We start from the raw sequence: 26,365 nt of genomic DNA, 5'->3' as shown, positions 1-26,365 counted from the left end.
GTCAGTGCCGGTGGAATTGCAACACGTTTCAGTTCTGCCGCCGGCGTTGGGTACGCTGAACCGGTGCCAGACGTAGCCTCGCAGCCCGCGATCGACGGGTGGTTCACCACCGACGATGCCGGCCTCCCCCACCTGATCGGCGCCAAGTGTCCGCAGTGCGGCACCTATGTGTTCCCGCCGCGGGAGAACAACTGCCCCAACCCCGCCTGTGACAGCGATGCGCTGGAACCGGTCGCCCTGTCGCGGCGTGGCACGATCTGGAGCTACACCGAGAACCGGTACCTGCCGCCGGCGCCCTACCCGCCGTCCGACCCGTTCGAGCCGTTTGCGATCGCCGCGGTGGAGCTGGCCGCCGAGGGCCTGATCGTGCTGGGCAAGGTGGTCGAGGGCACCCTGGCCGCAGACCTCAAGGTCGGCATGGAGATGGAGCTGACCACCATGCCGCTCTACACCGACGACGACGGCGTGGCACGCACCGTCTACGCGTGGAAGAAGGTGGACGCATGAGTCCCGAACCGCTGTACATCCTGGGTGCGGGCATGCACCCGTGGGGCAAGTGGGGCCGCGACTTCACCGAGTACGGGGTGATCGCCGCTCGCGCCGCGCTGGCCGACGCCGGCCTGGACTCCCGGCAGATCCAGTTCATCGCCGGGGCGGACACCATCCGCAACGGCTACCCGGGCTTCATCGCCGGTTCGACGTTCGCCCAGAAGCTGGGCTGGAACGGGGTGCCGGTGTCCTCGTCGTATGCCGCCTGCGCGTCCGGTTCGCAAGCCCTGCAGAGCGCCCGCGCCCAGATTCTGGCCGGGTTCTGCGACGTGGCGCTGGTGATCGGCGCCGACACCACCCCGAAAGGCGCGTTCGCCCCAGTCGGCGGTGAGCGCAGAGGTGACCCCGACTGGCAGCGCTTCCACCTGATCGGGGCGATGAACCCGGTGTACTTCGCGCTGCTGGCCCGCCGACGCATGGACCTCTACGGCGCCACCTCCGAGGACTTCGCCCAAGTGAAGGTGAAGAACTCCCGGCACGGGCTGAACAACCCGAATGCCCGCTACCGCAAGGAATCCGCGGTCGAGGACGTGCTGGCCAGCCCGGTAGTCTCCGACCCGCTGCGCCAGCTCGACATCTGTGCCACCTCCGATGGTGCGGCCGCGCTGATCGTGGCCAGCGCGGAGTTCGCCCGCAAACACCTGGGTTCGCTCGAGGGCGTGCCCTCGGTGCGCGCGGTGGCCACCGTCACCCCGCAGTACCCGCAGCACCTGCCCGAATTGCCGGACATCGCAACGGATTCCACCGCGGTGGTGCCGGGTTCGGATCGGGTGTTCAAGGACCAGATTCTGGACGCCGCCTACGCCGAGGCCGGCATCGGCCCGGAAGACGTGAGCCTGGCCGAGGTCTACGACCTGTCGACCGCGCTGGAGATCGACTGGTACGAGCACCTGGGCCTGTGCGCCAAGGGTGAAGGTGAGCAGCTGCTGCGCAGCGGCGCCACCACCATCGGCGGGAAGGTGCCGGTGAACCCCTCCGGCGGGCTGGCCTGCTTCGGTGAGGCGATCCCGGCGCAGGCGATCGCCCAGGTGTGTGAGCTGACCTGGCAGCTGCGCGGTCAGGCCACCGGCCGCCAGGTCGAGGACGCTCGCGTTGGTGTCACCGCCAACCAAGGCCTGTTCGGGCACGGCTCGTCGGTGATCGTCGCGCGGTAGTTCGCCGCTGCGATGAGCGAAACCCTCGTCGTCAAGGTCAAACCGGGCAGCAGCAAAGGGCCGCTGGTGCAGACCGACGCCGACGGTCAGTTGACGGTCTACGTCCGCGAGCCGGCTGTGGACGGCAGGGCCAACGCGGCCGTGATCCGGGTGCTCGCGGAGCACTTCGGCGTGCCGCGCCGCAGTGTCGAGCTGGCGTCCGGCGCCGGCGCGCGGGTCAAGCGGTTCAAGATCGCCCGGTAGTCGGCCCGTCGAGAATCCGCACGATCCCCTGCGAGCCATCGATCTCGACCAGCGCGCCATCGGGGATGACCTGGGTTCCATTGCCTGTCCCGATGACGCAGGGGATTCCCAGCTCCCGTGCGATGATCGCGGCGTGCGACATGGTGGCGCCCACGTCGAGCGCCATGCCGGCCACCATCATGAACGTCGTCACCCAGGACGGGTCCGTGGTGCGGGCGATGAGCACATCATCGGCGCCGAGGATGGCTGCCGCGGACGGATTTGTCACCACACGTGCCCGTCCGCGCGCACGGCCCGGACTCGCCGCAACACCCGAGATGGTCGACTGCGGCGGCCCCTCGTCCGTACCGGCTACCCGCTTTCCGCCGTCCTCGACGAACGACAGTGGCGGCTCCATCGCCGCGAACTGCGAGCGGATCCGTTGGCGTGCAACCAGGCCAGCCGCAGTGAGATGCTCCTTCGCCTGAAGCTCGTTGAGCGTGTGCCAGGCTGCGTCCTCACCCAAGAAGGACATCGCATGGCGAACAACATCCAGGTCCTGCAGGAATGCCACTTTGCCGATCTCGCGCCCGACGACCGCACGGCGTGCCATGGCGATCAGCTGCGCGACGACCCTCCGACACGGACGCGGCAAGGAGGCACTCAGCCGCATTTCCGCCTCGCGTCGTTCCGCACTCCGGTTGTCCAGTGCCACACGGGGATCACGCGATTCGCCACGCTTCAGCGCATGCGCTACCTGCAACACCGGCTCGGGACTCTGCCGCCACGATGTCGCAGTGAGTTCTCCCTCATCGGGTCCGTGGAATCCGTACCGGCGAAGGAAGTGCTCCAGCGAGATCTGACTATGGGCCAGCAGCCACAGATCGGTGGCCAGGTGCGCTTCCGGAAGATCACCATCAGCTGAGACAAGGTCTATCACGCGGTCGCCGGCAATGCGCTCGACGGCCCGGTAAAGGGTCTGGCACACGTTGGTCTGCATCGAGTGCACGACCATCGTCTGGCCGAACCGCTTCGCACCCTCGACCAGCAACGCCATCGGATCAGCGACAGGCCGCCAGGCGTCGCGCTCCCACGACTGCCGCGATGCCGCACTCGCCGCGCGTAGACGCCGTTGCAGCAGAGCAAGATTGACCGGCGCCCGGCGTGCCATCCGCAGCGCGGTCGCGGCGCGCACCCGGACCGGCGCCGACTCCACGTCTTCTGCCTCCCCGAAGAACTGCTCACTGAAGGCACCCGCATCCATCCCAGGCATCTGGGCGATCTGATTCACCAGCACGTCGACCGAGAGCGCCGGCCACCCCTGAGCCAGGCTGACCACCTGCGCGTGCCGGTCGTCACGTTTGGCGGCCACCACACCGAGTTGGATCTGGGATTGCCGGTGGCCATAGTTGAGTCCGGCGCTCCACACCGACCAGGTGAGCGGCGTCGGCACGCCAGGAACCGCCTCGGCGATGTTCGCTCGGGTCCACCGGCTTCCGGTCGGGCGCGGCGGGTCGTAGAACTCGACAGCGGTTACTCGGGCGGCAAGTGCGCCGAAGGCGGCGATCGGGCGGCTTTGCAGAATCCAGGCTCGCCCGTCGGGATCGAATGCCCACTCGATGTCCTGAGGAGCGCCGTACCGTTGCTCGATCCGCACTGCGTGGCGGGCTATCTCGCGAGACTGATGCTCGGACAACGCCGGACTGGAAATCTCATCCGAAGTCAGAGTTCGTCTCACGACTCCCGTTGCGGCCGTATCGATCTCAAGCACCGAGTCTTGACTCCCGCGTTCCATCGCGACGATGTCGAGCGAGGCCTTGTCCATGATGACGCGGTCCGGTGTCAGCAGACCGGCGACAACGGATTCGCCCAGTCCCCGTGCCGATTCAAGAACCAACCGGTCCGCGCGACCGGTCATGGGATCCGCAGTGAACACGACGCCCGCACTGACCGACGCGACCTGGCGCTGGACCACCACGGCGATCCCGGAGTCCCGCCATTCCAATCCCCGCGCGCCGGTGTATCGACCGGCAACTACCGAAGTCGCCGACATCCAGCACCGCCGAACCGCGTCGAGCAGATCCGCGACACCTCTGACGTTGAGAACCGTTTCGTAGATACCGGCGTGGGACGCCGTGACACCGTCCTCGGCCGGCGCCGAGGACCGAACCGCCACGGCAACGTCGTGGCCCATCGCCCGATAGTTCGCGACGATGGCATCGCGCACCGCGTCGGGCACGGTCGCGGACGGCCCCCCGGACATGGCGGCCAGATAGGCCGGAACACCGATCACGAACGCCTCTGGCACCGGAAGCCCCGCAGCGACCAGCTCACCGAGATTGGCGCCCTTGCCCCCGCTGAACGCCGCGTCCGTCGCCCGAACATCAGCCAACGGCCGGACAAACGACGTACTCATGCACCTGGCTTGACGATGCGACCCGCCCTTGACATCGCCTTAATCTTTGCAAGCCGTTCGCGATCACGCCAGCGCTTACTTTCGTGAAACCGCCCCGAGCCGGCCGTGCGACGGGTTTATCGACACCCGTCAAGTTCCTGAGAGTCCCGCCTTGGCGGCGTGGTGCCGCAGGCTCCTGAGCCCCGGGTAATTACAAATTACATTCATAACTATTCACCCGAGAGGGCACTGCGTCTCCACCCGTCCTGCCGAACGGTCCACCCCAGGTCAATCGCGGTGACCACTCACTATGCGGTACACGCGCTGCGCCGACCGCATGGCGACCGGGGCTATCTGCAAGCTCTACGAGACGCGCGTCCGACCAGCCTGAAACAGGTTCTATTTTTTTGTATGCAAACTAGCCATCTCTCAGCTACTCTCACTTTTGTCCGTCACTGTGCTGTGCATCTCATAACCCGAAGGAGTTCCCTTGCACGCCATGCTTCGCCCCTACGCCACCGCCGGTGTGGTGATCGCCGGCGCCGGCCTGATCACGGCCACGCCGGTGGCCGCGCCGCTGCCGGCCATTCCCGGGGTCCAGTCCCACGCCGTGGCTTTGACCGGGGCGTACCAAGACGTCATCAATGCCGCCTCGGCCAACCTCACCACCATGCTCAACAACTGGTACTTGGCACCCGGGGTGGGCATGCAGCAGTTCTGGGCCAACCAGATGGACTACGCCGACCAGTTGGCCAACGACCCCGCCGGCTCCACCAACGCGATCAACGAACAGATCCAGCTGCACCTGAACGCCGTGATCTCCGGCTGGGCTCTGCAGGACGCCACCGCGGAGACCCGCGCCACGATCCTCAACCACACCATGGACGGCACCCACCAGCTGATGTTCGGCCAAGTCGCCGGGTACCTGCCCGCCGATGTGGATCCCAACCAGATCCTGCCGATCATCGACATGCTCGGTTCCCCGGCCAGCGCGGTCCTGATGGGCATGATCGGCCCGGCCATCAGCCCATGGATCGCCTTGATGAACAGCATCACCGACGGCGACAACCTCGGCGACACCCTGACCAACATGTGGGGCGCGTTCTTCAACGGAGCCACGCTGAATCTCGATGCCCTGTTGCCGATGATCAACGAGGCCGGCTTCTTCCCGGCCGGCATGAACATGGACCACCTGGACTTCGCCTTCGGTGGCCTGCTGTCCACGGGAGCGGCCGCGGTGAGTTACCAGGTGCTCGGCCCCGGCGGTGAGGTCGCAGCCGAGGTGCCGGCGGTCGGCGGCTCCATCTTCCAAAGTGTCGGCTTGGAATTCAGCGGCGTCCCGGTCCTGGGCACCCTGGATCTGAATAGTGCCGGCATTGGTCCGATCGCCGCGTGGCAGGCCTGGGGCCAAACCGTCGGTGCCCTGCTCGGTTCTGGCTGGGACGGCAAGGGCCCCGTTGTGGTCACGCCGCCACTGGCCGGCGCTGATCTGCCGCTGCTGCCCACCGACGTCGTCGATGACGGCGGCACCGGCGCGGCATCCGATGCGTTCGGTTGGCTGGGCGACCTGCTCGGCCTCTGATCGCCCAAAGCCCTTATCCCCCACTCTTTTCAGAAAGGTATTTTTCACGATGAGTCGTCATCACACCAGCGCGCGCCGCCACTCCCGGGCGGTCAGCGCTGCCAGCGCTGCAGGCGCATTTCTGGCCTTCGGGATGGCCCCTGCCTTTGTCGCGCCCCCGGCGCAGGCCGACGAGTTCGATTGGATCGCTGAACTTTTCGATACTTCGGCGTGGCTGGATCCCGGGCCGGCTGAGGTTGGCGCCTTCGACTGGAGCACCACGATCGATCAGTGGTTCTACGACCCGCTCCATGACAGTCTGCAGGCCTGGATCACCAGCGACTTCGGTGAGATGGTCAACGGCTGGATCAACACCGCCGCCGGGCAGTTCCTGATCGGCAACGGCATCGACGGCACCGCCGAGAACCCGGATGGCGGCAACGGCGGCCTGTGGTTCGGCGACGGCGGCGACGGCTGGGACAGCACCGAGACCGGCGTGGCCGGCGGCGACGGCGGCAACGCGCCCGGCTGGCTCGGCGACGGCGGCGACGGCGGTGATGGCGGTGCGGGCGCCGACGGCGGCGCCGGCGGGGCCGGTGGAACCTGGATGGGCAACGGCGGCAACGGCGGTGCGGGCGGAGCCTCCCTCGATCCCACCATCAACGGCGGTAACGGCGGGGCCGGCGGCAACGCATCCGGTTGGTTCTTCGGTAACGGCGGCAACGGCGGGATTGGCGGCGGCGGCGCCGACGGAATCGCCGGTACGTTCGCCAACGGCGGCGACGGCAACGGTGGCAGCGGCGGACTCGGCGGCGGCGGGGGCAACGGCGGGCGTAGCGGGTTCACGTTCGGCAACGGCGGCAACGGCGGCGACGGCGGCCGCAGTGGCAACGGCGGCGACGGTGCCACCGGCACGCTCGAGCACCCCGACGGCGGTAACGGCGGCGACGCTGGAGTCGATTGGGCCAGTGGCAACGGCGGCGCAGCCGGTGCGCGAGGCTCCACCATCTTCACCAGCCCGACGTACGGGCAGGCCGGCCAATTCGGACACGCCGCTGACGGGGGCAACGGCGGCAACGGCGGCAACGGCTATCAGGACGCCGAGGGCAACTACCTCGGCAACGGCGGCAACGGCGGGACCGGTGGATACGGCGGCGGCTACCTTTCCCCGACCGGGATCGGCGGCGACGGCGGCAACGGCGGAAACGGCGGCGCCGGGATCAACGGCGGCAACGGCGGCAACGGCAGCACCGCCAGCAACAGTTCGCCGGACGCCGGAGGGCCCGGCGGCAAAGGCGGCGACGGCGGCAACGGCGGCTTCGCCAGCGCCGGCAAAGGCGGAAACGGCGGCAGCGGAGCCTCCGGCCGCGGTGGCGGCGGGGGCAACGGCGGCAACGGCGGTGACGGCGCCACCGACGACCCCACCGTCCAGACCATCGGCGGCAACGGCGGCAACGGCGGCGCCGCCTTCTCCCCGGGGTCCGGCGGCACCGGCGGCAACGGCGGCAACGGAACCTACGCCGGCGGCAACGGCGGCTCAGGCGGCAGCGGTGGTTCCGGTGGTGGCCATGCGGGCGGCGACGGCGGCAACGGCGGCAACAGCACCGGCTGGCAGCACGACGGCACCACCTACAGCCGGGGCGGCAACGGCGGAGCCGGCGGCCGCGGCGGCGCAGGCACCGACACCACTGCCGCGGGCATCGGCGGGGCCGGTGGCGCGGGCGGTGACGGCGCAACCGGACCCGGCGTGGTCAGCGTCGGCGGCAACGGTGGCAACGGCGGTAACGGCGGGGCCAACGCGGGCAGTGTGCTGGCCGGTGGCGGCGCCGGAGGTGACGGCGGCGCCGGTGGGTCCGGCGGCAACGGAACCGCCTCCGGCGGCAACGGCGGCGCCGGTGGCTCCGGCGGCAACGGAGCAACCACCGCCGGCAACGGCGGGGACGGCGGCGCGGGCGGAACCAGCGGCGGCGTGGAAACCCCGGCCAATGACCTCGGCTTCGGACCCAGCCACGCCGGCAACGGCGGCAACGGCGGCGCCGGCGGCAAAGGCGGCGGATACGTCACCGGCGGCTCTCCCTCCACCGATCCGGTCGGCGGCGACGGCGGAACCGGCGGCAACGGCGGCAACGGCGCCGGGGCGATCGACGGCGGTACCGGCGGCAGCGGCGGCAACGGCGGCGCTGTCGGCGACACCGCCGGTGGGCTCGGCCAGCCCGGCGGTGCGCCCGCCGGGACGACCGGCGGCGCCGGCGGCACCGGCGGCACCGGCGCTCACCCGGCACCCGCCGGGTAGCCGACGGACAAGAAAGGCCCGGCACGCACCCGCGTGCCGGGCCTTCTCATCGGCCGGCGCTGGCAGCCGCCGTGTCGCCGCGGCGTGACGCTCAGCCGCTCAGCACGCCTCGCCTGGTCAACTCGGCGACCACGATCTCCGCCCGCATCTCCGCGCGCGTCATGTTCGCGGCTCGGGCGGCGTCAGGATCACGCCGGCGAATGGCTGCGGCCTCCGCTTCGTACGTGGGTAAGAACTCCTCGTGTCCCCTGGGATAGCTGCCCCAGAACCCCCGCGGAGCGAACACGCGTGCGGCGACGATCGCCGCCTGCAGCGGCGGGCCCGCGTACTCCTCAATGATGACGCTGCGGAACGCATATGCCGCCTCTTGAAACGCCGCTTGCCCGGGGCACGCTCGGATGTTCCGCAGTGCCGCGTCAAGTTCGGCCAGCACCCGCGGAGTCGGGTTGGTCGCCGCCCGCGCCGACGCGATGCAGTTCAATGCCCCATGCAACTCGTGCTGTTCACGGACGACGGCCTCATCGAACCGGCTGACAAACACCCCGCGGTGGTAACGGCTGGCCAACATCCCCTGCTGTTCAAGCTGGTCGATGCCCTGCTGAACCGGCAGCCGGCTGACGCCCAGGGCCGTTGCGATCGCGTCGCGGTTGAGCCGGTCACCGGTGCGCAGCTCGCCGGCCAAGACCAGGTCGACGATATGATTGACGACCAGGTCCTTTTCTTTGACTCCGTATTTCTTCGGCATCGGCGGGCCTAGCCAGGAGCCACTTCTGACGCCTCCTCGGACGAACCGAGCTGTGGCGGAAACGATTCCAACAACCTCGACGGTGCCCGGGTGAAGTCTTCGCCGGCGGGCTCGCTACATGAGCCCATGGCCGGCTCAGGCGAAATGAAATTCCCGAAACTCATTTCTCGCCCCTAAAGCATGCGCCGTTCGATCGTCTCACCGTAGCTGGGGCCTACGACGGCAAAGCGACCAGGCCCGATAATGCTCGTCAATCCGACAGGAGCCCGTCGAGCACGCCTCGCATGGACAGCTCGGCGAACACGACCTGGGCCTGCAGCTTCGCTCGGTTCATGCACGCCGTCGTTGCGGCCTCCGGGTCGCGCTGCTAAATCGCAGCAGTTTCAGCTTCATAACTGGGCAGGAACTCCTCGTGGGCGTTGACGTAGCTCCCCCAGAATCCGCGCGGCACGAAGACTCGGGCCGTGCTGATCGCCGCTTGCAGCGCCGGGCCGGCATATTCCTCGACGATGATTCGGCGGAAAGCGTAGGCCGCGTCTTGGAACTCGGCCGGTTTCTTGTTGGCGCGCAGGTCCCGCAGCGCCGCGTGCAATTCGGCCAAAACACGCGGAGTCGGGTTGGTTGCCGCCCGCGCCGACGCGATGGCGTTCAACGTTCCGTGCAACTCGTGCTGTTCGCGAACGACGGCTTCGTCGAACCGGCTGACAAACACGCCACGGTGATAACGGCTGACCAGCATCCCCTGTTGCTCGAGTTGGTCAATCGCCTGCTGAACGGGCAGCCGACTGACCCCCAGAGCCCCCGCAATCGCATCGCGGTTGATGCGGTCGCCAGAGCGCAGCTGCCCCGCCAGCACCAGGTCGACGATGTGATTGACGACCAAGTCCTTCTCTTTGACTCCGTACTTCTTGGGCATGGAGTGACTCACCTGGAACTTCCGCGAAACTCATTACGACACAGGATCGGACGAAAGTATCTGTGGCACCCGAGATCCCGAGGTATTCACCCGATACCACATATTCGGACGAGACGACACTTTCTAGGTGAACAGTAGCGCAGCGAAATTCTCGAGGTGGAAGTGTTGGCCGGCGACGCGGATGTTGTGGCACGTCCATTCGGCGGTCGTTCTGCTCCGAAACCCCGGTGTCACGGCTGTGCACCGCGATTCTGGGCCGAGCAGTCCAGACACCATGGTCACGGGGTCCAGCCGGCGGCTCGGTCATTAAACACCCCCCGCGCCGCCAGCTCGGCGAGCACCACATCGACATGCCACGCCACCCGGTTCACGCAGGCTCCCCGGGCCGCCTCGGGGTCCCGGCTGCGGATCGCCGCCGTCTCGGCTTCATAGCTGGCCACGATCTCCGCCGTGTAGTCGTGGTAACCCGTCCAGAACCGAGTCGGCAGCAGGTCTCGCGCCGCGCTGATCTCCGCCCGCAGCCGAGGGCCGGCGTACTCGTCGACGATGATCGTGCGGTACTGCCCGGCCGCCTCCCCGAACGCCGGACCCTGCGCGAGGCGCATGGCCTGCATCGCCGCGGCCAGGTCGGCGAGGACCCGGGGAGTAGGGTCGGCCGCCGCCCGGGCCGACGCCATGCCGATCAACATGCCGTACAACTCATGGTGTTCGCGCACCACGGCCTCGTCGAAGCGCTCGACGAACGCGCCGCGGCCATAGTGGGTGAGCACGAACCCGTCGTGTTCGAGTTGGGCCACCGCCTCGTGAACCGGCAGCCTGCTCACCCCCAACTCCGCGGCGATCGCGTTGCGGTCGATGCGATCACCGCCGCGCAGCTTCCCGGTCAGCACCAGGTCGATGATGTGCGCGACGACCAGGTCCTTCTCTTTGACCCCGTACTTCTTCGGCATCGCAACACCTAGCCGGATGCGTCGTCTGACGTCTCCCCCGACGAATCTGATTGCGGCAAAAGCTCTTCCAGGGCCGACCGGGCGATCCGGCGAAAGGCCCGCTTGGGCCGGTTGGCGTCCAGGATGGCCACCTCGAGGGTGCCCGGACCGAGCTCGCGCTGCTCGGCACCGTTACCGGTGTCGGTCTGCTTGAGCGCGTTGACGGCGATGCGCAGGGCGTCGGCCAGGGCCGCGTTCTCGGTATAGGACTCCTTGAGCGCGGCGATCACCGGTTCGGTGGTGCCCCCCATCACCACGAAATGCGGTTCGTCGGTGATCGACCCGTCATAGGTGATCCGGTACAGCTCAGGCGCTTTGGCCTGCCCCTGGTAGGCCACCCCGGCCACGCACAGCTCGACCTCGTAGGGCTTGGCCTGCTCGGTGAAGATCGTGCCGAGGGTCTGGGCGTAGACGTTAGCCAGCTGGCGGGCGGTCACGTCGCGACGGTCATAGGCATAGCCGCGGGTGTCGGCGAACTGGATGCCGCCGCGGCGCAGGTTCTCGAACTCGTTGATCCGGCCGGCGGCGGCGAACCCAACCCGGTCGTAGAGCTCACTGATCTTCTGCAGTGAGCGCGAAGGGTTTTCGGCGACGAACAGCACCCCGTCGGCATAGGCCAGCGCCACCACGCTGCGGCCGCGGGCGATGCCCTTGCGCGCCAGCTCGCCGCGCTCCCGCATGGCCTGCTCGGGCGAGATGAAGTACGGGAAGCTCATTTCTTACCGCCGCCCCTTTTGTCTCTGCCGGCCTTCGGCGCAGATCCTCCTCCGCGCGTTCGGCTCTCGATGATCTCGCGAGCCAGCTCGGCGATGCGCTCCTCGGGAACGTCGACGGCACCGTCGGCGCCGATCGTCACCGCCGTCGGGTAGATTCCGCGCACCAAATCCGGCCCGCCGGTGGCGGAGTCGTCGTCGGCGGCGTCATACAGCGCCTCGATGGCCACCCGCAGCGCCGAATCCGCGTCGGTCACCTGCGCGTAGAGCTTCTTCATCGACGACTTGGCGAACAGCGATCCGGAGCCCACCGCCTGGTAGCCCTCCTCCTCGACGTTCCAGCCACCGGCGGCGTCGAACGACACGATGCGCCCGGCGTGCTCGGCGTCGGCCTCGTCGATGTCATAGGCCACCAGCAGCGGCAGCGCCAGCAATCCCTGCATCGCCGCACCCAGGTTGCCGCGCACCATGATCGCCAGCCGGTTGACCTTTCCGGCGAACGTCAGCGGCACCCCTTCGAGCTTCTCGTAGTGCTCCAGTTCGACCGCGTAGAGCCGGGCGAACTCGACGGCGATCGCCGCGGTGCCGGCGATGCCGGTGGCGGTGTAGTCGTCGGTGATGTAGACCTTCTGCACATCGCGTCCGGCGATCATGTTGCCCTGCGTGGAGCGCCGGTCCCCGGCCATCACCACACCGCCGGGATACTTCAGCGCGACGATGGTGGTGCCGTGCGGCAGCTCAGCGGCCGCGCCCGCGGGCAGGCCCGCGCTGCCCGTCGGCAACAGGTCCGGTGCCTGACGGCGCAGGAAATCGGAGAACGACGACAGGTCTACCGGGCTGGACGGCATTCCCGGAAGCGCGGAATTGGCAGGTAGGCGGTCATGGAAGGGCCAGCTCACTGGCCGCCCTTTTGGACGTATGCGCGCACGAAGTCCTCCGCGTTCTCTTCCAGCACGTCGTCGATCTCGTCGAGCAGGTCGTCGGTCTCGCCGGTCAGCTTCTCGCGACGCTCCTGGCCTGCGGCCGCGGGACCGGTGGGGTCGTCCTCGTCGCCCCCGCCACCGCCACGCTTGGTCTGCTCCTGAGCCATCGCTGCCTCCTGCATCTCCATCGGCTTGCGCATCACGCGCACGTCGGTTTCTCCACCCTACCGGTCGATGCCGGTGTTGCTGGCGGGCTTAGGTGGTGAGTTGTTCGACCAGCTCAGCGGCGCTGTCCACCGAGTCCAGCAGCGCCCCGACGTGGGCCTTGCTGCCGCGCAGCGGCTCCAGGGTAGGGATCCGCACCAGCGACTCCCCGCCCAGGTCGAAGATCACCGAGTCCCAGCTGGCCGCGGCGATATCGGCGCCGAACCGGCGCAGGCACTCGCCGCGGAAGTAGGCGCGGGTGTCGGTCGGGGGGTTGTCCACCGCGTCGAGCACCTGCTGCTCGGTGATCAGCCGCTGCATGGAGCCGCGGGCGACCAGCCGGTTGTAGAGGCCCTTGTCGAGGCGGACGTCGGAGTACTGCAGATCGATCAGGTGCAGCCGCGGCGCCGACCAGCTGAGGTTCTCCCGCTGCCGGAAGCCTTCCAGCAGGCGCAGCTTGGCCGGCCAGTCCAGCAGGTCGGCGCACTCCATCGGGTCGCGTTCGAGCTGGTCGAGCACCCGCGCCCAGGTCTCCATGATGTGGTTGGCGCGCGGATCCGGATCGCGGGCGTCGACCAGCTTGGCCACCCGGTCGAGGTAGATCCGTTGCAGCGCAAGGCCGGTCATCTCGCGGCCGTCGGCCAGCGCCACGGTGGCCCGCAGCGTCGGGTCGCGGCTGATCACGTGCACGGCGCGCACCGGGCGGGCCAGGGTCAGATCACTCAGGTCGATGCCGTGCTCGGGCCCCTCCTCGACGAGGTCGAGCACCAGCGCGGTGGTACCAAGCTTGAGATACGTCGATGTCTCGGCCAGGTTGGCGTCGCCGATGATGACGTGCAGCCGGCGGTACTTGTCGGCGTCGGCGTGCGGCTCATCGCGGGTGTTGATGATGCCGCGTTTGAGCGTGGTCTCCAGGCCGACCTCGACCTCGATGTAGTCGGCGCGCTGGGAGAGCTGAAAGCCCGGCTCGTCGCCGGCCGGTCCCAGTCCGACCCGGCCGGACCCGCAGATCACCTGGCGGGACACGAAGAACGGGGTCAGCCCGGCGATGATCGCCGAGAACGGGGTCTGCCGGCTCATCAGGTAGTTCTCGTGGGTGCCGTAGGAGGCGCCCTTGTTGTCGATGTTGTTCTTGTACAGCTGCAGTTTGGCCGCGCCCGGCACGCTGGCCACATGGCGGGCGGCGGCCTCCATCACCCGCTCGCCGGCCTTGTCCCAGATCACCGCGTCCATCGGGTCGGTGACCTCGGGCGCGGAGTACTCCGGGTGGGCATGGTCGACGTAGAGCCGCGCCCCGTTGGTCAAGATCATGTTGGCGGCACCGACCTCGTCGGCGTCGATGATCGGCGGTGGCCCGGATGAGCGGCTCAGGTCGAAGCCGCGGGCATCGCGCAGCGGGGACTCCACCTCGTAGTCCCACCGGGTGCGCTTGGCGCGCGGGATGCCGGCCGCCGCGGCATAGGCCAGCACCGCCTGCGTGGAGGTCAGGATCGGGTTGGCGGTCGGATCCGACGGTGAAGCGATGCCGTACTCGACTTCCGTCCCGATGATCCGTTGCATGAGTTAGAGCCTAGGCGAGGCGGTCAGTCGCAACGCGGGCGCTGGTCCCGGTCGACAGGGAGTCACGGCAGTTGCCCCCGGGAGTCGGGCAGTGCGCGAACCTCGCCGCCCTCGGCGCGGACGAGTTGCGCCAGCGGTGGATCGGCGGTTGCCAGCGGCCGGTTGGCCGATAACGCGGCTGCCGCAGCCACACAGTCGGCGAGACTGACCGGCATCCGCACGCGGTGGTAGTGGCGCGCCCGCAGGCGTCCCGCCAGCATTCCGATCTCTGCTGACACCGCGTCGAGCTGCATCCCGGTGTGGGCCAACAACGCCAGATCGGCGTGCACATCGTCGGCGTCGCGCCCGTAGACCCGCACCAGCTGATCGAGCACCTCGGCGGCGTTGACTGCGCTCAGCAGCGTCGGTCCCGCCAGGAGTTCGGCCACGGCGCCGGCGGCGGGCTCGTCGCGTAGGTAGGCCAGCACCGCGTAGGCGTCCAGCACGATCATCGGTCGGCGGCGCCCCGGTTTTCGTGCTCGGCCTCGCTGGCACGTTCGGCGGCCCGCGCCTGTTCGAGGCTCGGCCCGGGCCCGGCATGCGCACCGCGCAACTGCTGCAGCGGTTCGGCCGGGATCGGGCGCACGATCGCGTAGTCGCCCCGATCGATCACCAGGACTGAGCCGCTTGCCCAGCGATGCCGCAGCTCCGCGGGGAGCGACATCTGTCCGTTGCGAGTCAGTTTCGCTTGAACGGCGTCCATACAGTCATCATACGAAATGCCCCCAACATAGTATGTTCAGCGTCGCTCACCATGCATCAGGCCCGGGCGGTACGTAGGGTCCGGTGGGCCATCTCCTGGGCCGCGGCGATGATGGCGTCGGCATCCGGTTCGGTATCGCCCAGGTACGCAGCGTTCAGCAGACCGTCGACGGCGTAGTACAACAGTGCGGCCGTGGTGGGCGGGTCGGCCACGGTGACGGCCCCGGCGTCCACCGCGGCTGCGATGGCGTCGGCCAGCAGCGTGATGACGTTCGAATCGGCCAGCCGCAGCTGGCGCAATCCGTCGCCGGAGGCTTGGGAGAACACCGCGCGGTGCAGGGCCGCGTTGGCGATGTCGTAGCGAATCATCTGCTCGATCAACGCATCTAACGCCGCCGGCCAATCGGGCGCGGTGGGCGTCGCGGTGGCGAGCTGGCCTTGCACGGTGGCCAGGAAGCTGTCGAGATAGTCGGCCCACAGCTTGGCCAGCAGGTGATCTTTGGAGTCGAAATACAGGTAGAACGTGCCCTTGGCGACCTGCGCGGCGGCGGTGACTTTATCCACCGTCAACTCAGTCGGCCCGTCGGCCAACAACAGTGCCCGGGTCACCTCCAGCAGCTGGCGTTCCCGTTGTGCCGCGGGCAGCGTCGTGCGCCGCCGCCCAGATCCGCGCTGCACCAAGGCACCTCCCTCCCGAGTCGATCGCGTTGACAGCCGCGTAAGCCCACAGCTACGGTAGCATGACTGACGGTCAGTCAGTTGCGCGAAGCGGTAGGCGAAGGAGGTTCGCAGTGGCAACAACGACGGCAGCGACTGGTCAGGACGTCACCGAGAGTCGCACCAGCGCCCTGAGCCTGATGGCACTCGGCCGGGTGATCCTCGCCGGCATCTCACTGGCCGCACCGCGGGGATTCGCCAAGGTCCTCGGAGTCACCCCGTCCCCCGAACTGACCTACATGACCCGGATCTACGGTGCGCGGGCATTCGCGATGGGCCTGGGTTACCTCACCAGCGGCGCCGCGGAACGGCATCGCTGGAAGCGGCTCGCCCTGGTGGTCGACACCACCGACACCGTCAATGGCGTCGGCCACCTGGTGCGCCGCGACCTGCCGCTGCGCGCGGCACTGAGCATGGTCGCGCTGACCGGGACCTATGCGGCGATCGGCGCGACCAAAGTCGCAACCGAACAGCTCCGGTAGATCCCGCGATTACAGGTACTGGCCCAGGTTCGACTCGGTGTCAATCGCCCGGCTGGCGCTGGAGCTCTTGCCGGTGACCAGGGTGCGGATGTAGACGATCCGTTCGCCCTTCTTGCCCGAGATCCGTGCCCAGTCATCGGGATTGGTGGTGTTGGGCAGGTCCTCGTTCTCAGCGAACTCGTCGACGATCGAGTCCAGCAGGTGCTGGATGCGCAGCCCCGGCTGGCCGGTCTCCAGCACCGACTTGATCGCGTTCTTCTTCGCCCGGTCGACGACGTTCTGGATCATCGCCCCGGAGTTGAAGTCCTTGAAGTACATGACCTCTTTGTCACCGTTGGCGTAGGTGACCTCTAGGAACCGGTTGTCGTCGATCTCGGCGTACATCCGGTCGACGACCTTCTCGATCATCGCCTTGATGCAGGCCGCGCGGTCCCCGCCGAACTCGGCCAGATCGTCGGCGTGCACCGGCAGGCTCTCGGTGAGGTACTTGGAGAAGATGTCCTGGGCGGCTTCGGCGTCCGGGCGCTCGATCTTGATCTTGACGTCGAGGCGGCCGGGCCGCAGGATCGCCGGGTCGATCATGTCCTCCCGGTTGGAGGCGCCGATCACGATGACGTTCTCCAGCCCCTCCACGCCGTCGATCTCGCTGAGCAGCTGGGGAACCACCGTCGTCTCCACGTCCGAGGAGACACCGGTGCCGCGGGTGCGGAAGATCGAGTCCATCTCGTCGAAGAACACGATCACCGGCGTGCCTTCGGAGGCCTTCTCCCGGGCCCGCTGGAAGATCAGCCGGATGTGACGTTCGGTCTCGCCGACGAACTTGTTCAGCAGCTCGGGGCCCTTGATGTTGAGGAAGTACGACTTGGCCTCGTGGGCGTCGTCGCCGCGCACCTCGGCCATCTTCTTGGCCAGCGAGTTGGCGACCGCCTTGGCGATCAGCGTCTTACCGCAGCCGGGCGGCCCGTAGAGCAGCACACCTTTGGGCGGGCGCAGCGCGTACTCCCGGTACAGCTCCTTGTGCAGGAAGGGCAGTTCCACGGCGTCGCGGATCTGCTCGATCTGGCGGCCCAGGCCCCCGATGTCGCCGTAGCTGACGTCGGGCACCTCCTCGAGCACCAGGTCTTCGACCTCGGCCTTCGGGATGCGCTCGAAGGCGTAGCCGGCCTTGGTGTCGACCAGCAGGGAGTCGCCGGGGCGCAGCTTGCGGGGGCGCCGGTCATCCGACATGGCGTCCGGGTCGCGCTCGGGCAGGTCCTCGGCGACCAGGGGCTCGGCCAGCCACACGATGCGCTCCTCGTCGGCGTGGCCCACCACCAGGGCCCGGTGGCCGTCGGCGAGCACCTCGCGCAGCGTTGAAATCTCGCCGACCGCTTCGAAGGCGGTGGCCTCGACCACGGTCAGGGCCTCGTTGAGCCGCACCGTCTGGCCCTTTTTCAGCACCGAGACGTCAATGTTCGGCGAGATGTTCAGCCGCATCCGGCGCCCGGAGGTGAACACGTCGACGGTCTCGTCGTCGTGGCTGCCCAGCAGTACCCCGTAGCCACTGGGCGGCTGCCCCAGCCGGTCCACCTCTTCACGCAGGGCCAGCAGCTGCTGCCGTGCGTCTTTGAGGGTGTCCATCAGCTTGGAATTGCGCGCGGTCAGCGAGTCGATGTGCGCTTCGAGCTGCCGCACGTCGCGCCCGACCCGCGCGCTGTCCTGCGGTGTGTTGTCCAGCTGCTCGCGCAGCACTGCAGCCTCGCGGCGCAGCTCCTCCAGCTCGGCCAGGTCATCGTCGGGCATGCCCGGCCCCCTGGACGCGTCGAAGGCCTCTGAACGCCCTGGCTCTCCCATGTTGTCCATGTTGCGCTCCTTTCCCGAACTGGAAGTTGAAGCGACCAATACCTCAACGCTACCGGCCATTGTGCATTCGCGCGCACAGTGGCAATCCGACACACCGAGAAACGCTGTTAGCCTGGTTTCCGGAATCGGGTGATCGAAAGGACTTCAGTGAGCGTGAAATCCCTAGCCACAGGTGTTGCAGCGGCCGCACTGATCGGCGCCGCGGGCACGGCTGTGAGCTGCCTGGCAACCGTTGCTCCCGCTGCCGCCCAGGCTCCGGTGACGGTGTTCTTCGCGCCCCTGCCGCTGGACCCGGCAGTTGACGTGCCCGCCCCGGAACAGTTGACCGACGTGCTCAACACCCTCGCCGACCCCGGTATCCCCGCCGCCGGCAAGTCCCACCTCATCGAGGGTGGCCTCGGCCCCGTCGAGAGCAGCCTGATGGACCGCAAGATGGCCAAGGCCGCCGCGAACGGCAAGTTCCCGCTGGCGATCAGTGTGGCCAACATCGCCCCGGCCGGCCCCGGTGCCGCCACGGCCGATGTCACCGCCTCCGGGCCGAGGATGGAGCCGCGCTCGGTCAACCTGATGTTCGTGGACCAGGGCGGCTGGAAGCTGTCCAAGACGTCGCTGATGACGCTGTCGCAGATGACCTCGTCGAACTGATCACGTCTGGATGTCCCGGCAGCGCCTCGCGTTGAGCACCGCCCTGGCGGCGGTGCTGGCGTTGTCGGGCTGCGCCGACCACCGGCAGGCGGCCGAGCCGGCTGCTGAGGTGCCGTCGCCGCCGTCGACGACGACGGTGCTTGCACCGGTTTCGGCGATGCCGGCACCGGAAGCCCTGACCGACGTGCTCTACCGGCTGGCCGACCCGGACGTTCCCGGCGCAGACAAGGTGACCCTGATCGAGGGCGCCAAACCCAGCGACGGCGCAACCATCGACAAGTTCGCCACCGCGCTGCGAGACGGCGGATACCTGCCGCTGAATTTCGACGCCGCCGGACTGACCTGGTCGGATCGCCACCCGGGCAATGTGACCGCCGACGTCACCGCCAACACCGCCAATCCCGACACCGGCGCGTTCACCTTCCCGATGGAGTTCACGCCGCACGACGGGGCCTGGCAGTTGTCCCAGGAGACCGCCAAGACGCTGCTGGCGTTCGGCAAGGCGCACGCCGGCTCCCCAGCGCCCGCCGCACCTCCGGCGCCCTAGCCATGTGGATCGGCTGGTTGGAGTTCGACCTGCTGCTCGGGGACGTGCATTCGCTCAAGCAGAAGCGGTCGGTGGTGCGCCCGATCGTCGCGGAGTTGCGACGCAAGTTCAATGTCTCAGCGGCGGAGACGGATTCGGCCGATCTGCATCGGCGCGCCGGTATCGGGGTTTCCGTCGTATCCGGCGAGCGCGGTCATCTGGTGGAGGTGCTCGACGCCGCCGAGCGCGTGGTGGCCGCCCGACCGGAGATCGAGCTGCTGTCGGTGCGCCGCAGGTTGAGCCGCAGCGACGACTGAGGGTGTGCCGCTGGCCGATTCAGTCCCCGGTCTGATCGGCCGGGACCTCGCATTCATCGCCCTGCAACCGGATCGGCGCCGGGTCGTTCTTCGGCGTGTTGGCCGGGCCGTACGGCGAGGGAATGGCGGTGACCCGCAGTTGGGCGGGGATGGGGTCGGGCAGTGCGGCGAGTTGACCCCGGTCGGTGGGTTCGTCGGTTGGGGCGTACAGGGCGCCCTCGGGGTAGTAGGTGGTGTGTTCCGGCGGTAGGTGAGCGCCGACCAGTGGCAGGTAGTCGTTGCCCAGCCAGGTCAGCCAGACCGGATTGGCCGGCAGGCCCAGAATGCCGTCGGCCGCGCGCAGGGAGCCGTGCTGGTCGCGGCCGGGGTCGGGTGGACCACTCAACCTGTGGTTACGCAGCACTTCGGCGACCGCGAGGACGCTGCCGCGGCGGCGCGCATAGGTGACGAAGAAACGCCGGACGGTGTTGCGCCACCGCGGATCGTCGAGCGGCGCGGCCAGCATTTGCAGACGGTCGAGGAGGTAGCCGCCCCACGGCGGGGCGAACAGGCCACCCGAGCGGCACGGGCTGCTGGCGAGGAACGTCTGCGATTCGTACCGCTCGCCGAAGCGGCCGAACTCGGTGATGAACGGGCCTTCGCCGTCGCGATCCAGCCGGTAGGGATAGGGCTCATATCCACCGTAGCGTCGCGGCAGAGCTTCGGGGAAGAGCTTTTTGGCCAGTTCCAGCCAGAGCGCCGGGGCCGGGGGCGCCGACGCCGGCGAGTACCACTCCAGTTCGAGCAGTCGGACGAATTCCGTGGTGGGACGGGGTATTTGACGCGATTTCTTGGCGCCCAGGACATCCTCGGTTTGCTCGTCGACCGCCACCCCGCGCGCGGCGTGTGCGAGGGCCTTGGCGAAGCGGCACGCCGGCGCGATCTCGGTGGGAGTGCTGCCCTCGACGATGACCTGCCAGCTGGTCGTCGGATCGAGAACGAGCGGAACGACGTCGTCGGGCAGATCTTCGGGTTCGATGCGGTGGGGCCCGAACACGGTGAACGAGTAGTTCCGCCGTTTGCCGCGCAGCACGCTGATCTCACCGCCACCGCCATCACCGACCGACAGGCCCGGGATGGATTCGACCAGGGCGTTCAGTCCGTCGGCGCCGATGTGGTCGGCGGCATACACCGTGAAGTCGTAGGACATTGCGATCGACGCTAACCTCGCGGCAACTAGCCGTCGGGCAGCTTGGCCAGGGTTTTGGCGGCCAGTTTGCGCCATACCTCGTGCTCGTCATCGAGATATACCGCGACGGCCTCACGCACGCCCGTAGCCCGCTGACGAACCAGCGCTGCCATCGCATCAGTCCGGGTAGCCGGATCGGCCAACTGGCTGACCACAATCCGCTTGGCCTCCTCGGTTTTGAACTGACCCAGCCACCGCACCAGCACTCCTTTTGTGGAAAAAACCTTGTCGGACAGGATCAACTCGGCCACGCGCTCGAAATCGGAACGGTCGCAGGCTTCCGCCAATGCAAAGCCGGCGACCTCCAGTTCCAAATTGCTCAGCGCCGGCTCGATATCGAACTGGTGAAAAAGAATTTCCACAGCATCGCGATTCCCCTTGGCGTGCTTGGTGATCAGATTACGCATGAGTCCTAACCGCATCGCCTTGCGCGGTTCGCCCGGCGGGACACGTTCGTCGAGATGTTGCAGCCAGTCCACCATGATCGCCACCGCTTGCGGATAGTCGGTCGGCGAGTTCACCAACTCCCACACGGTGTCCTCTGGAATACCCGCCGCGTCGAGCTCGTCCTTCATCGCCCGGCGGTACTCGGGCCACGTTTCCGGGTCGGGTCCGTACTTCATGACAGGTTTATGCTCTCGTCGATCACCACATCCAATCCTGGATATTTCTCTTCCAGGGTCCGTTCTACATTGCCGACGTCGGTTCGTCCCTTGTCGACGACGATCACCATCTTGTATCCGTTCTCCTGCGCCCACTGAGCCATGTCCCGGAGCTGCTGGGTAGCGCTCAACTTCTTGACGTTCTTGACCTCGCGCATCACATGGTTTTCGTCATCGATTTCGTCGGGGATGCGAGTTCGGACTTGGCCGGTCTCTGGAACCGTGACCCGGATCGGCCGCTTTTTCTTGGGGTCGATCCCCGCCCGTTGTTCGGCCCGAGAGCCCTTGCGCCGGTTGTCGTTGACCCGCTCGGCCGGCGTCGGGTCTACCCGGCGCGGCACCAGATCCAGCAGCGTCTTCGCCGCCGGCAGCGCCGTGCTCATCGACAGAGACGCCGCGCCCAGATCAAGCATCGTCGTCGCGGCGGTGGTCCGCAGCGCGGTGTTGAGGTTGTTGATGGTGGTGACCGCCATATTGGTGGCTACCTTCATGACCGAGCTGCGGAAGGGCCACAAATACGGCTCATCGAGGGTTTGCTTGAGTGCATACAGTTCTGCCACCAGCAGCTTCATACCGAACTTGGTGGTTTCCATCTTGTCGCCGTAGCCTTTGGACGCCCGCGCCAGGTCGCCGCAGGCGCCGGCCACGTCGGTGTTGAGGACTCTGGCTTCGTTCATCCGGGCCGTCACCACACCGATCTCGGCGGCGTCCACCCCGGTGATCAGCGCAAGTTCCTGCGGGCTGGCCTGATCATCGACCGCCACCAGGTCATGTCCGAAAGTGGTCCACCCCGACGAAGCCGCCCACAGCCGATCCGGATGACCGTTGGGCCAGCCGTCGGTGATCCGGTCGCGCACCAGATCCCAGTGCGGCGGCTCGGGGTCGTCGCCACCTTTGACGGTGCCCAGATCCACCGCCGCACCCAAGAACGTGCCGGCGGTCTCCCCGGCCGGAGGGATCGGATCACCGAACTCGTTCTGCCGGTTCAGCGTTGATGCTTCCTCGGTCTGGTCGTGGTTGATTCCGTTCTGGCGCAATAGGTTGCCCAGGTTGTGAAACACGTTGACCAGCCGATACGCCACTTCCCCGGCACCGTCGGCCGCGGAATCGTACGCCGTCGCCCACTGCGGCCCGACCCCGTTGCTGCCGGCCGCGTTGGAAGTATCCACCCCGCCAAGCTTTCCCAGGGCCGCGGCGGCGGTGTCACTGTCCTGTTTATAGACCACGGCAGCGTCGTAGAACAGTTCGGGATCGACATCAGTGCTCACGCCACGGCTCCGTTGGCTAACCGCCCCACATGGCGGTGTTGACCTGCGCGTTGTGGGTGTAGTTGTGATGGGCGATCTGGGCGTTGCGCTGCATGGCGGACACCAGCTCGTTCATATCGTCGGCCCAGCGCTGCCAGCCGTGCACCGTGTCGAGGAAGGCGTCGAAGGCGATGCCCGCCCAGTCGTGCTGCAAGCCGTTGAGCCCCTCCGCCACCGCGTCGAGCCGGTGCTTCATGACCCCGCAGAACTGCCGCATCGCGTCGGCCGCATCGAGCAGCTCCTCTTCGCTGACGGTGCGCCGTACCATGATCAGAGCCCGCTGTTGCCGGGGACCGAGCGGCTCACCTCGTTGAACGCCTGCACCGCGGCTTGCTCCATCTGGCCGTAAGCCGAGGCTGCGGCCGCCAGTGACTTCCCGATCCAGCCCAGATCCTCGATCATACTGCGGCACTCTTCGCTGATTTCCGCCCAGACGTCCAGATACGCCGGGGCCGCCGTGCCGCCGGTCCAGGTGCTCGCCAGGCTGTCCATCCGGGTGCGCAGCCCGCCCAGCCGCTGCCCGATCTCCTCGGCAGCGTTAGTGGCGTTCTTGGACTGGACAGCCAGTGCTTCGACCTGTACCCGGATGATGTCTGCCATGCCTACCCGCCGCCCTCAACCGATGCCGTGCTGACAGGTTACCGTTGAGGTCGATCTGACAAGGAGGCAATCAGCCGATGCCGAGCTGGCGCGACACCGTGACCGAACAGGCGCAGGCGGACCTTGACGGACTCGCCGATGCCGCGGTCGATTTCGCCCTGGAAAGCATTGCGGCCAGCGGTGAGTTCCTGCCGTTCGCGCTGGCGGTATCGGTTGACGGCGACCGCGAGGTGATCGCGCCCAACTACCCGACGTCGGCCGAGTTGACGGTCGTCGAACAACTGGCGGCGCACTGGCGAGCGGTAACCGAGGTCAAGGACAGCTTGCGGGCCGCCGCGGTCGCCTTGAACGTCACGTTGACCGAGCGTCGCTGCGACGGGATCGAGATCAGCGTCGAACACCGTGAGGGCGCGGCGATCGGACTGATCTTTCCGTACACGATCGGCGCCGACGGCGCCGCGGAGCTGGAATCACCCTCGGCGCACGCGATGAGCCCACGCATTTGGGGCGCGTGAGCTTCACGTCTCGTCGGATTCGGTGAGGGCCGCAGCGATCTGCTGCTCCAGCTCGGACAGATCCTGGTCCGCCGACACCGCCGCGAAATCGCTTGCCGCCCACATTGCCTCGTTGATCCGTTCGGTGACGTCGTGGGCTCCGAGGTTCATAATCCGATCATCGAGGATGCGCAGGTCAACGAGGCGACGCTGGGCGTTGACGCTCGCCTCGACGGTGCCCGCAGAATCGGTCGCGACGAACAGGTATTTGCCCGACTGCTCGCTGGCGCGTTCCAGCAGAGACCGCACAGCGCGCAACTGCGCGACTACGCGGGCGACCTCGGGATCAGGCAGCACAGTGCCAACCTAACCCGCCGCTCACACCGGGCGTTTGCGTCCCCGCCGGGTCGGGGCCACCGTGCCGGGTGCCAGCCGGCGGGCGGTGATCAGAAAGGCGGTGTGGCCGCGCATCGCATGCTGCGGGCGTACCGCCAGGCCGACGACGTTCCAGCCGCGCTGCAGCGTCTCCCACGCCCGCGGCTCGGTCCAGCACTGCTGCTCGCGCAGCGCCTCGACCACCTGCGAGAGCTGGGTGACGGTGGCGACATAGATCACCAGCACCCCACCGGGAATCAGCACCCGCGACACGGTGTCGACCACGTCCCACGGCGCCAGCATGTCCAGCACCACCCGGTCGATCGACCCGGCGTCCATATCGCAGTCGGCGACATCGCCCATCACCAATTGCCAATTGTCCGGCAGGGACCCGAGGAAGGACTCGACGTTGCGGCGGGCATGCTCGGCGTGGTCGTCGCGCAGCTCGTAGGAGATCACCCGGCCCTCCGGCCCGACGGCCCGCAGCAACGACAGCGTCAGCGCGCCGGAGCCGGCGCCGGCTTCCAGCACCCGGGCCCCGGGGAAGATGTCGCCCTCGTGGATGATCTGCGCGGAGTCCTTGGGGTAGATCACCTGAGCTCCGCGCGGCATCGACATCACGTAGTCGACCAGCAGCGGGCGCAGCACCAGGAACGGTTCACCGTTGGCGGACTTGACCACGCTGCCGTCCGGCAGCCCGATCACCTCGTCGTGCGGGATCGCGCCGCGATGGGTGTGGAAGTCACCGCCGGGGGCCAGCACCGTGGTGTAGCGGCGGCCCTTGGCGTCGGTGAACTGAGCCCGATCGCCCGCTTGAAAGATCCCGGATTCCGACACAGCCGTTAACCCTACGCAAGGCTGTGCTGCGCGGGCTGTCGGCGCATGCCCGTAAGGTTCCCGGGTATGAGCAAGCCGGCGTTGTCCCCCTCACGCGCGGCCGACTTCAAGCAGTGCCCGCTGCTGTACCGCTTCCGGGCGATCGACCGGCTGCCCGAGCCGCCGTCGGCGGCACAGTTGCGCGGCTCGGTGGTGCACGCTGCGCTGGAGCGGCTCTTCGCGCTGCCGGCGCCGCAGCGCGGCCCCGAGGCGGCCCAGGATCTGATCGCCCCGTCCTGGGACGAGCTGATCGGCGCCGAGCCGGGCCTGGGTGAGGGTCTGGACACCGGCAAGCTGCTCGCCGAGGCCCGCAAGCTCCTGTCCGGCTACTACCGGCTGGAGGATCCGCGCCGCTTCGATCCGCAGAGCTGCGAGCAGCGCGTCGAGGTCGAGCTGGCCGACGGGACCCTGCTGCGCGGTTTCGTCGACCGCATCGACGTCGCCGGCTCCGGGACGCTGCGGGTGGTCGACTACAAGACCGGCCGAGCGCCGTCGAAGGCCCGCGTGTCGGCGGAAGCCAAGGCGCTGTTCCAGATGAAGTTCTACGCGGTGGCGCTGCTGCGATCTCGCGGGGTGGTGCCCGCGCAGCTGCGGCTGATCTATTTGGCCGACGGGCAGCTGCTGGACTACTCCCCCGGCCATGACGAGTTGCTGCGGTTCGAGAAGACCCTGATCGCGATCTGGCGCGCGATCCAGACCGCCGGCGCCACAGGAGACTTCCGCGCCAAACCGTCGCGGTTGTGCGACTGGTGCGCCCACCGTGCGCTGTGCCCGGCGTTCGGCGGCACCCCGCCCGCCTATCCCGGCTGGCCGGCGGAGAGCGCAGCATGAACGCCAGCTATTACCGGCGGGCGCAGGGCTCCGGCCCGGGGGTCTACGACTCCACCGATCTCACCCGCAGCAACTGGGGAGCGCACCTGCAGCACGGTTCACCGCCGCTGGCGTTGCTCACGCGCGAGATCGAGCGGCTGCTCGCCGGATCGGGTCAGCGGATCGCCCGGCTGAGCCTGGACATCCTGGGGGCGATACCGGTGGCCCCGGTGCGGGTAGCGGCCCGGGTGCAGCGGCCCGGACGGCGGATCTGCCTGCTGGAAGCCGAAATGCACGCCACCGACGATGACCGGCCGGTGGCGCGGCTGAGCGCCTGGGCGCTGGCGACCGCGGACACCGCCGCGGTGGCCGCCGACCGGCATCCGAGCCTGAGCGAGGGGCCGGCGCTGCCACCGCCGGACTGGTTCACCCGGGCCAGCGGCTACGCCCAGTCGGTGGATTGGCGCATGCAGCCGGACTCCCCCGACGGCGCCGCGGTGTCCTGGCTGAGTCCGCAGG

At 68.1% G+C, this 26,365-nt stretch carries 31 protein-coding genes; 12 read left to right on the top strand and 19 right to left on the bottom strand.

What is annotated here, in order from left to right:
- The first annotated feature begins 63 nt into the window (after nucleotides 1–63).
- The 3 genes from A5694_RS02535 to A5694_RS02525 are packed head-to-tail and all read left to right on the top strand — an operon-like array spanning nucleotide 64 to nucleotide 1,946.
- Nucleotides 64–507, top strand: a complete 444-nt coding sequence (locus A5694_RS02535; RefSeq protein ID WP_064920276.1) for a Zn-ribbon domain-containing OB-fold protein — start codon at nucleotides 64–66, stop codon at nucleotides 505–507.
- Nucleotides 504–1,703, top strand: a complete 1,200-nt coding sequence (locus A5694_RS02530; protein ID WP_064920275.1) for a lipid-transfer protein — start codon at nucleotides 504–506, stop codon at nucleotides 1,701–1,703. The genes A5694_RS02535 and A5694_RS02530 overlap by 4 nt, the downstream gene beginning before the upstream one ends.
- A gap of 12 nt (nucleotides 1,704–1,715) precedes the next feature.
- Nucleotides 1,716–1,946 (top strand): DUF167 domain-containing protein, encoded by a 231-nt coding sequence (locus A5694_RS02525; RefSeq protein ID WP_064920274.1) that lies wholly within the window; start codon nucleotides 1,716–1,718, stop codon nucleotides 1,944–1,946.
- Here A5694_RS02525 and A5694_RS02520 read toward each other — a convergent pair.
- Entirely contained in the window at nucleotides 1,930–4,341 is a 2,412-nt protein-coding gene (locus A5694_RS02520) for a PEP/pyruvate-binding domain-containing protein (RefSeq protein ID WP_064920273.1), read from the bottom strand. The two genes, A5694_RS02525 and A5694_RS02520, sit on opposite strands and share 17 nt — an antisense overlap.
- A gap of 478 nt (nucleotides 4,342–4,819) precedes the next feature.
- Here A5694_RS02520 and gjpA point away from each other — a divergent pair, with 478 nt between their 5' ends.
- Together gjpA and A5694_RS25045 are read left to right on the top strand one after the other, a co-directional pair.
- Entirely contained in the window at nucleotides 4,820–5,902 is a 1,083-nt protein-coding gene (gene gjpA / locus A5694_RS02515; RefSeq protein WP_064920272.1) for an outer membrane porin GjpA, read from the top strand.
- Nucleotides 5,903–5,951: 49 nt separating this feature from the next.
- The gene (locus A5694_RS25045; RefSeq protein ID WP_207515904.1) at nucleotides 5,952–8,174 is read left to right on the top strand and encodes a PGRS repeat-containing protein; all 2,223 of its coding nucleotides are present in this window, start codon (nucleotides 5,952–5,954) and stop codon (nucleotides 8,172–8,174) included.
- 91 nt (nucleotides 8,175–8,265) lie between these two features.
- Here the strand turns inward: A5694_RS25045 and A5694_RS02505 are convergent, their stop codons facing one another.
- The 10 genes from A5694_RS02505 to A5694_RS02460 all read right to left on the bottom strand — a co-directional run bounded on the left by A5694_RS02505 (nucleotide 8,266) and on the right by A5694_RS02460 (nucleotide 15,643).
- Nucleotides 8,266–8,919, bottom strand: coding sequence for a GntR family transcriptional regulator (locus A5694_RS02505; protein WP_064920270.1), 654 nt, complete (start codon nucleotides 8,917–8,919; stop codon nucleotides 8,266–8,268).
- 367 nt (nucleotides 8,920–9,286) lie between these two features.
- Nucleotides 9,287–9,835, bottom strand: a complete 549-nt coding sequence (locus tag A5694_RS02500; protein ID WP_342707943.1) for a GntR family transcriptional regulator — start codon at nucleotides 9,833–9,835, stop codon at nucleotides 9,287–9,289.
- Between the two features lie 278 nt (nucleotides 9,836–10,113).
- Nucleotides 10,114–10,785: a GntR family transcriptional regulator gene (locus tag A5694_RS02495; protein WP_064920269.1), complete on the bottom strand. Its 672-nt coding sequence runs from the start codon at nucleotides 10,783–10,785 to the stop codon at nucleotides 10,114–10,116.
- Nucleotides 10,786–10,793: 8 nt separating this feature from the next.
- Complete coding sequence (gene prcA / locus A5694_RS02490) at nucleotides 10,794–11,540, bottom strand: proteasome subunit alpha (protein ID WP_064920268.1); 747 nt, start codon at nucleotides 11,538–11,540, stop codon at nucleotides 10,794–10,796.
- Complete coding sequence (gene prcB, locus A5694_RS02485) at nucleotides 11,537–12,436, bottom strand: proteasome subunit beta (protein ID WP_064920267.1); 900 nt, start codon at nucleotides 12,434–12,436, stop codon at nucleotides 11,537–11,539. The genes prcA and prcB overlap by 4 nt, the downstream gene beginning before the upstream one ends.
- Nucleotides 12,433–12,627 carry a ubiquitin-like protein Pup gene (locus A5694_RS02480; RefSeq protein ID WP_013828730.1) on the bottom strand — a complete coding sequence of 65 codons (195 nt, stop codon included), beginning with the start codon at nucleotides 12,625–12,627 and terminating at the stop codon, nucleotides 12,433–12,435. Before A5694_RS02480 ends, prcB begins: the two co-directional genes overlap by 4 nt.
- Nucleotides 12,628–12,715: 88 nt before the next feature.
- Nucleotides 12,716–14,224 carry a depupylase/deamidase Dop gene (gene dop, locus A5694_RS02475; RefSeq protein WP_064920266.1) on the bottom strand — a complete coding sequence of 503 codons (1,509 nt, stop codon included), beginning with the start codon at nucleotides 14,222–14,224 and terminating at the stop codon, nucleotides 12,716–12,718.
- 62 nt (nucleotides 14,225–14,286) lie between these two features.
- Nucleotides 14,287–14,715, bottom strand: coding sequence for a PIN domain-containing protein (locus tag A5694_RS02470; RefSeq protein WP_064920265.1), 429 nt, complete (start codon nucleotides 14,713–14,715; stop codon nucleotides 14,287–14,289).
- Nucleotides 14,712–14,966: an AbrB/MazE/SpoVT family DNA-binding domain-containing protein gene (locus A5694_RS02465; RefSeq protein WP_064920264.1), complete on the bottom strand. Its 255-nt coding sequence runs from the start codon at nucleotides 14,964–14,966 to the stop codon at nucleotides 14,712–14,714. The genes A5694_RS02470 and A5694_RS02465 overlap by 4 nt, the downstream gene beginning before the upstream one ends.
- A gap of 56 nt (nucleotides 14,967–15,022) precedes the next feature.
- On the bottom strand, nucleotides 15,023–15,643 hold the full coding sequence (locus A5694_RS02460; RefSeq protein WP_234786330.1) for a TetR/AcrR family transcriptional regulator: 621 nt from the start codon (nucleotides 15,641–15,643) through the stop codon (nucleotides 15,023–15,025).
- Nucleotides 15,644–15,756: 113 nt separating this feature from the next.
- On the opposite strand from A5694_RS02460, the gene A5694_RS02455 reads away from it, so the two are divergent.
- Complete coding sequence (locus A5694_RS02455) at nucleotides 15,757–16,164, top strand: hypothetical protein (RefSeq protein WP_064920263.1); 408 nt, start codon at nucleotides 15,757–15,759, stop codon at nucleotides 16,162–16,164.
- A 9-nt stretch (nucleotides 16,165–16,173) separates the two neighbouring features.
- Here A5694_RS02455 and arc read toward each other — a convergent pair whose 3' ends face one another.
- Nucleotides 16,174–17,997: a proteasome ATPase gene (gene arc / locus A5694_RS02450; protein WP_064920297.1), complete on the bottom strand. Its 1,824-nt coding sequence runs from the start codon at nucleotides 17,995–17,997 to the stop codon at nucleotides 16,174–16,176.
- A 156-nt stretch (nucleotides 17,998–18,153) separates the two neighbouring features.
- Here arc and A5694_RS02445 point away from each other — a divergent pair, with 156 nt between their 5' ends.
- The 3 genes from A5694_RS02445 to A5694_RS02435 are packed head-to-tail and all read left to right on the top strand — an operon-like array spanning nucleotide 18,154 to nucleotide 19,494.
- Nucleotides 18,154–18,651: a hypothetical protein gene (locus tag A5694_RS02445; RefSeq protein ID WP_064920262.1), complete on the top strand. Its 498-nt coding sequence runs from the start codon at nucleotides 18,154–18,156 to the stop codon at nucleotides 18,649–18,651.
- Between the two features lie 10 nt (nucleotides 18,652–18,661).
- A complete protein-coding gene (locus A5694_RS02440; RefSeq protein WP_064920261.1) occupies nucleotides 18,662–19,198 on the top strand; it encodes a hypothetical protein in 537 nt (178 codons plus the stop codon).
- 2 nt (nucleotides 19,199–19,200) lie between these two features.
- Nucleotides 19,201–19,494 carry a DUF503 domain-containing protein gene (locus A5694_RS02435; protein ID WP_064920260.1) on the top strand — a complete coding sequence of 98 codons (294 nt, stop codon included), beginning with the start codon at nucleotides 19,201–19,203 and terminating at the stop codon, nucleotides 19,492–19,494.
- 19 nt (nucleotides 19,495–19,513) lie between these two features.
- Here the strand turns inward: A5694_RS02435 and A5694_RS02430 are convergent, their stop codons facing one another.
- The 5 genes from A5694_RS02430 to A5694_RS02410 are packed head-to-tail and all read right to left on the bottom strand — an operon-like array spanning nucleotide 19,514 to nucleotide 23,291.
- Nucleotides 19,514–20,683, bottom strand: a complete 1,170-nt coding sequence (locus A5694_RS02430; RefSeq protein ID WP_064920259.1) for a hypothetical protein — start codon at nucleotides 20,681–20,683, stop codon at nucleotides 19,514–19,516.
- Between the two features lie 26 nt (nucleotides 20,684–20,709).
- The gene (locus tag A5694_RS02425; RefSeq protein WP_125224982.1) at nucleotides 20,710–21,297 is read right to left on the bottom strand and encodes a hypothetical protein; all 588 of its coding nucleotides are present in this window, start codon (nucleotides 21,295–21,297) and stop codon (nucleotides 20,710–20,712) included.
- A gap of 44 nt (nucleotides 21,298–21,341) precedes the next feature.
- Complete coding sequence (locus A5694_RS02420; protein ID WP_064920257.1) at nucleotides 21,342–22,652, bottom strand: putative toxin; 1,311 nt, start codon at nucleotides 22,650–22,652, stop codon at nucleotides 21,342–21,344.
- 16 nt (nucleotides 22,653–22,668) lie between these two features.
- Nucleotides 22,669–22,959 (bottom strand): WXG100 family type VII secretion target, encoded by a 291-nt coding sequence (locus A5694_RS02415; RefSeq protein WP_064920256.1) that lies wholly within the window; start codon nucleotides 22,957–22,959, stop codon nucleotides 22,669–22,671.
- Between the two features lie 2 nt (nucleotides 22,960–22,961).
- Nucleotides 22,962–23,291, bottom strand: a complete 330-nt coding sequence (locus tag A5694_RS02410; RefSeq protein ID WP_064920255.1) for a WXG100 family type VII secretion target — start codon at nucleotides 23,289–23,291, stop codon at nucleotides 22,962–22,964.
- 77 nt (nucleotides 23,292–23,368) lie between these two features.
- Here A5694_RS02410 and A5694_RS02405 point away from each other — a divergent pair, with 77 nt between their 5' ends.
- Entirely contained in the window at nucleotides 23,369–23,806 is a 438-nt protein-coding gene (locus tag A5694_RS02405) for a hypothetical protein (RefSeq protein WP_064920254.1), read from the top strand.
- A gap of 3 nt (nucleotides 23,807–23,809) precedes the next feature.
- On the opposite strand, the gene A5694_RS02400 is transcribed toward A5694_RS02405, so the two are convergent.
- Together A5694_RS02400 and A5694_RS02395 are read right to left on the bottom strand one after the other, a co-directional pair.
- Nucleotides 23,810–24,142, bottom strand: a complete 333-nt coding sequence (locus A5694_RS02400) for a YbaB/EbfC family nucleoid-associated protein (protein WP_064920253.1) — start codon at nucleotides 24,140–24,142, stop codon at nucleotides 23,810–23,812.
- Between the two features lie 21 nt (nucleotides 24,143–24,163).
- A complete protein-coding gene (locus A5694_RS02395; protein WP_064920252.1) occupies nucleotides 24,164–24,997 on the bottom strand; it encodes a tRNA (adenine-N1)-methyltransferase in 834 nt (277 codons plus the stop codon).
- A 66-nt stretch (nucleotides 24,998–25,063) separates the two neighbouring features.
- Here A5694_RS02395 and A5694_RS02390 point away from each other — a divergent pair, with 66 nt between their 5' ends.
- Nucleotides 25,064–25,867 carry a RecB family exonuclease gene (locus A5694_RS02390; RefSeq protein ID WP_082952471.1) on the top strand — a complete coding sequence of 268 codons (804 nt, stop codon included), beginning with the start codon at nucleotides 25,064–25,066 and terminating at the stop codon, nucleotides 25,865–25,867.
- Nucleotides 25,864–26,365: acyl-CoA thioesterase domain-containing protein (locus A5694_RS02385; RefSeq protein ID WP_165605179.1), on the top strand; the 502-nt coding region annotated here is incomplete at its 3' end. The genes A5694_RS02390 and A5694_RS02385, both read left to right, overlap by 4 nt.

This window comes from Mycolicibacter sinensis (assembly GCF_001667945.1).
GTDB lineage: Bacteria > Actinomycetota > Actinomycetes > Mycobacteriales > Mycobacteriaceae > Mycobacterium > Mycobacterium sinense_B.
This window is presented reverse-complemented; position numbering and strand designations above follow the sequence as displayed.